The 4,791-nt window shown below is 67.0% G+C and carries 6 protein-coding genes; all 6 read right to left on the reverse strand.

The features are described 5' to 3' along the window. Positions 1–346 (reverse strand): GreA/GreB family elongation factor (locus P3W85_RS36645; protein ID WP_276268384.1); only part of this gene is annotated, 346 nt, incomplete at its 3' end. Positions 347–866: 520 nt separating this feature from the next. Then, complete coding sequence (locus P3W85_RS36650) at positions 867–1,307, reverse strand: Cd(II)/Pb(II)-responsive transcriptional regulator (protein ID WP_017225122.1); 441 nt, start codon at positions 1,305–1,307, stop codon at positions 867–869. A gap of 100 nt (positions 1,308–1,407) precedes the next feature. Beyond that, complete coding sequence (locus P3W85_RS36655) at positions 1,408–1,578, reverse strand: hypothetical protein (protein ID WP_017225123.1); 171 nt, start codon at positions 1,576–1,578, stop codon at positions 1,408–1,410. Between the two features lie 6 nt (positions 1,579–1,584). Then, positions 1,585–3,090: a DUF4178 domain-containing protein gene (locus tag P3W85_RS36660; RefSeq protein WP_276268385.1), complete on the reverse strand. Its 1,506-nt coding sequence runs from the start codon at positions 3,088–3,090 to the stop codon at positions 1,585–1,587. A 14-nt stretch (positions 3,091–3,104) separates the two neighbouring features. Beyond that, a complete protein-coding gene (locus tag P3W85_RS36665; protein WP_276268386.1) occupies positions 3,105–4,136 on the reverse strand; it encodes an SPFH domain-containing protein in 1,032 nt (343 codons plus the stop codon). A gap of 53 nt (positions 4,137–4,189) precedes the next feature. Continuing rightward, complete coding sequence (locus P3W85_RS36670) at positions 4,190–4,576, reverse strand: DUF350 domain-containing protein (protein ID WP_017225340.1); 387 nt, start codon at positions 4,574–4,576, stop codon at positions 4,190–4,192. Positions 4,577–4,791 lie beyond the last annotated feature (215 nt).

Raw genomic sequence — 4,791 nt, forward strand, 5'->3', positions numbered from 1 at the left:
GTCCGTCGGGCAACCGGTAGCTGACGGTCTGGCCGGCGCGCGCGCCCAGCAGGGCGCGGCCGATCGGCGACAGCACCGACAACCTGCCCTCGTCGAAATCCGCGGTATCGGGGTAGACCAGCGTCCACCGGCGCGGCACGGCCTCGCCTTCCAGCGCGCACAGCAGGCTGGAATTCATGGTCACGACATCCTTCGGGATGGCCTCGGCGGGCACGATGGCGGCGCGCTCGAGGATGCTGTCGAGCATTTCGGCCAGGGGCGCGGCGCGCCCGGCGATGCGCTCGAGGCGGGTCACGTCGAGCTCGGTAAGGTAAAGGGTCGATTGCTGCTTGGACGAAGCCGTCATGGTAGATCCTCGCTAGGTGGCGATGCGGCGACCGGCAAAGGTTGGGGCGATCCCTTGGGGATCGGCCCCGGCGCTGCCAGGTCATCGAATTAGGTGGGCCGTCGGGAACGGCGGGAAAACCGCGAACAGGGTGTGACTCGGCCCGGTTCGGCGCTTGCCTGCGTCTGGGGGAGCGTCAGGCTGGGAACCGGGCGGGATCAAGCGGTGCGCTGATCCGGCGGCAGGCCGTGGCCTGTTTGGCTTGCGTGCGCTGCGCCAGTGCCGCGCGCGCGGACGCGCCGGCCTGCCCGGTACGGGCAAGCTCGACAGCGATCGGCGACAGGCGGCAAAGCGTCATTTACGTGCGGCGGTAATGAATGGGAATTCGGGAAAGCGCGCCACGCGGCGGAATCGACGAGAGCGATGGCTTACTCAAGCGTTCTGCCGCAGGGCCTGGCCCGCCGTATCCGCACCAGTTTGGTGTGCGGCGGGTAAAGGAATCGTAGCATAGCCGGCACTTTTAATGCACTGGCATCGCCCCTTAGCCGTGGCCAGCGGCATGCGGATGGCACTCGCAGGCGGCGCCTGCCGCGGCTTGCTGCAGGTTCTGCAGGATGCCGCACTCGCTGGCGGGATGCGGCTGGTTGCAGGTGTGGCGCAAGGCCCGCAACTGCCCTTCCAGTGCCTCGAGCGCCACGCGCTGGGCGTGGATCTGCTCGATCTGGCGGTCCAGCAGCGCGTTGATATCGTCGCAGGCAAGGGTGGGATCGCGCTCGAAGTCGCGCAGCCGGCGCACGTCGGACAGGCTCATGCCCAGGGAGCGGCAGTGGCGCACGAAGTTGAGCTGCAGCAGGTGGCCATCGCCATAGCGGCGATAGCCGTTTTCCTCGCGCTGGGGCGCGTCGAGCAGGCCCTCGCGCTCGTAATAGCGGATGGTTTCCACGTCGCAGCCACTTTGGCGGGCCAGTTCACCGATACGCATGACGACTCCAAATCACTTCAATATCAGGCAGGACCCTGAAGTAATTACAGGGTATCAGGCTAGTGTAGACCATGGCGGGGCTGCCATGCCGCCTCCGCCATCATTTATGGCCGCCGCCCGATGACCATCCGCTGGAGCCGGATGAGCCCCCGCTCCAGCCACGCGCGCTGCCATAGCCCGATGAGGAGCCCGAGGACGTGGAGTCGCCCAGGTTGAAGAAGGTCGTGCCGAATAGCACGATGATGCCGTAGACGAGATAAAGCAGGCGCACGCTGTCTCAATCCTTTCCGGCCCAGCGCTGGACCAGCCAGATCGGCGCCCACAACAGCAGGAAGCCGACCACGATGGTGATCCATCCCCGGTCGGTGATCAATGCCACCGGCACGTTGAGGATGGCGAGGAGGATGGCGTAGACCTTGGCGCTCTTGCGGCAAAAGGCGAGATCCGTGCCGCTGGCCGCCGCCTGCGGGGCGCGGGCCGCCTCGGCCAGGCCCGGGCTGCCCTTGAACCATTGCGCCACCTGCGCGCGCGCCACGGTGGTGGACAAGGTCCAGACGATCTCCGTGCCGGAGGTCTCGCGCGTGAGCCGGCGCGCGGGCTTGCCGAACTCGGTCAGCCGGGTGCGGTCTCCCACCCGGACCCGCCAGTTGAAGGTGCCCGCCGCGTACAGTACCTCGCTCCCGTAGTCGTAGCCCTGCTGGAAGGTCTGGCCCTGGTAGCTTGCGGTAGTGCCGGAAACCATGCGCGGCCAGGTATCGAGCACCTCGACCCGGTCCCAGCCGCTATCCTGCTCGACCAGCCACATCAGCCCGCGCTGTTCGTTGAACAGCAGGTACTCGACCCAGGTCGAGGCCTCTTCCTCGTCGTGGTCGGTGCACTGCATCAGGCCCAGCACCGTGTAGGGCTTGCCGTCGATGGTACCGGTGTCGCCCGGCGACAGGCTGGTCTTGAGCGCATCCAGCTCGCGCTGCTTCTCCAGCACCAGCGCGGTGGAGGTGGTGCAATCGATCTGGCTGTGGCAGCTGGGGCAGACCACGAAGCTGGCTACGCCGGCGCGGTAGGCGATCGGGCCGCCGCAGTCCGGGCAGGCCAGCGGCACGGCCTTGCCCCGGTAGCGATCGGCGGTGCCGGCGATCTGTTCGGCTTCGCGCAGCAGCTGGCACTTGAGCTGGCCGAGCGTGACCGCCTGGCCGGTATAGATGGCCGGCGGATCGCCGTCGGCGTAGTCGAGCGTGAGGAAGCGGCCTTCGTCGCGGAAATCCGCCACCTGCGCCGTCCAGCCCGCGCCGACCGCGAACGGCAGCTCGCCCTGGCCGCCGGTGCAGCGCGCGCTGCGCACATCGCTGGCCAGATAGCGGTGCTTGTCGAAGTACAGCGGGGTGCCGGGCGTGAGCTGGCCGAAGCGCGGCAGCGCTTCGCCGTCGAGCTGGGCGGCCGACTGCGCCGGCGTGACACGCCGGGTCAGCATGTACTGGCCGGAGGCATCGGCCAGCCAGCCGTCGCTGCCGTCGTCGAACAACACGTACCACTCGTTCCACAGGCCGGCGTCGTAGCGCAGCTGGATGCGGCCGACCAGGGTGAAGCCCTGGCCGCCCCATTGCCCGGCGGTGTGGATCTGCAGCGGCGTGTAGTCCTCCAGCACGGCGGACATCTTGCCGATGTCCTTGACCGTGTCGGCATCCTTGAGCAGTGTGCTGTGGCAGTACTCGCACACCACCATCACCGCGGCCGACGAGCGGAAGGCCGCCGGCGCGCCGCAGCTTGGGCAGTTGATCTCTTGCATGCGTGAGGGCGCGCTCAGCCGACCAGTTTCTTCAGGATCTCGGCCTTGGCGGTGTCGAAGTCGGCCTGCGAAATCAGGCTTTTGTCGAGCAGTTCCTTGAGCTTCTGCAGGCGCGCGGCGGGATCGTCGGCTGGCGCCGCTGCCGCAGCCGCCGCTGCGGCGGGCGTGGCGGGTTGCGCGCCCGCGGCGGCGGCACCCAGCCCGCCGGCCATCGCCTGTCCCATCACCGCGCCGGCCGCCAGGCTGGCGCCCAGGCCGGCCACGCCGCCCTCGTTCTGCGCGGCGAGCGGGATCGAGGTGGCGACCTGGTACTGCGTGTACTTCGCCATATCCCCCATCATGCCCATCGAGATACGGGTGTCGATGGCCTTCTGCAACTCTTCCGGCAGCGACACATTGGTCACCGCGAAATTGTCCAGCGCCACGCCGTAGCGCTCGAATTCCGGCGCCAGCCGGTCGCGGATGGCCTGCGACATCAGCGCCTGGTTGGCGGCCATGTCGAGGAAGGGCACCGAGGCGCCCCCCAGCGTGGCGGTCATGGTGGCGACCAGCAGGTTGCGCAGCTGCTCTTCCACCTCGTCGCGGGTGTACTCGGCGCGCGTGCCGCTGATCTCGGTATAGAACTTGCCGACATCGGCGATCTTGTACGAGTACAGGCCAAAGGCGCGCAGCCGCACCATGCCGAAATCGGCGTCGCGGATGGTGATGGGCTGGGCGGTGCCCCACTTGCGGCCGATCTGCAGGCGCGTGCTGAAGAAGTAGACGTCCGACTTGAAGGGCGACTCGAACAGCTTGTCCCAGTTCTTCAGGTAGGTCAGCACCGGCAGCGTCTGCGTGGTGAGCTTGTACATGCCGGGCCCGAACACGTCGGCGATCTTGCCTTCGTTGACGAACACCGCCATCTGCGACTCGCGCACGGTCAGGCTGCCGCCGTACTGGATTTCCATATCCTCCATCGGGTGGCGCCAGGCCAGCACGCCGTCGCTGTCCTCCGTCCACTGGAGGATGTCGATAAACTGCTTCTTGATGAACGATCCGATGCTCATGGCTAACCTCTGGTTCTCAGCAATGTTCCGGCAGGTGGGGAAGGTCCGGCAAATCAGGTCAGGCAGGCGGCGTTGATGGCGCCGACCGTCACCGAGATGGCGCCCATCAGCCCGCCCATGCCGACATTGTTCGACTCGATCGCGGCGTCCATATCGGGCAGCGCGCGCGCCAGGCCCGCGTAAGCCAGCGCCTGCACCAGCATCGCGCCGACCGACCACACCAGGAACATCAGGAAGGTGTCGTTGTGCTGGATGCTGGAGGACAGCGTAAAGCAAAAACCGATCATCGCCCCGGACAGCGACAGCGCCGCCGCGAGGTTGCCCTGGCGGATCAGCGCGAACTCGCGGAAGGGCGTGATCCTGGTGTAGACTCCGACGAACACCGCCAGCAGGGCGAGGCCGGCCAGCAGGTGCAGCACGTAGGCGTAGATGGCTAGCATCGTGGTAATTCTCCGGCTGGTTCTACGACGGTGTTCCGGGCGGCAACGATTGCGGCAGTGGTGACAGCGGCGACGGCAACGATGGTGGCTGCATGTTGTTGGCGATATCGGCATTGTTGGCAGTTGGCGCCCAAGTATATCCGTTGTCCATTTCGGTTCATCACAACTTTCTCAGCGCTTTTTCCTGTTTGCCAGGCGTGCGCGCGTCGCGCGGC

This window comes from Cupriavidus basilensis (genome assembly GCF_029335485.1).
GTDB classification, from domain to species: Bacteria; Pseudomonadota; Gammaproteobacteria; order Burkholderiales; family Burkholderiaceae; genus Cupriavidus; species Cupriavidus basilensis_E.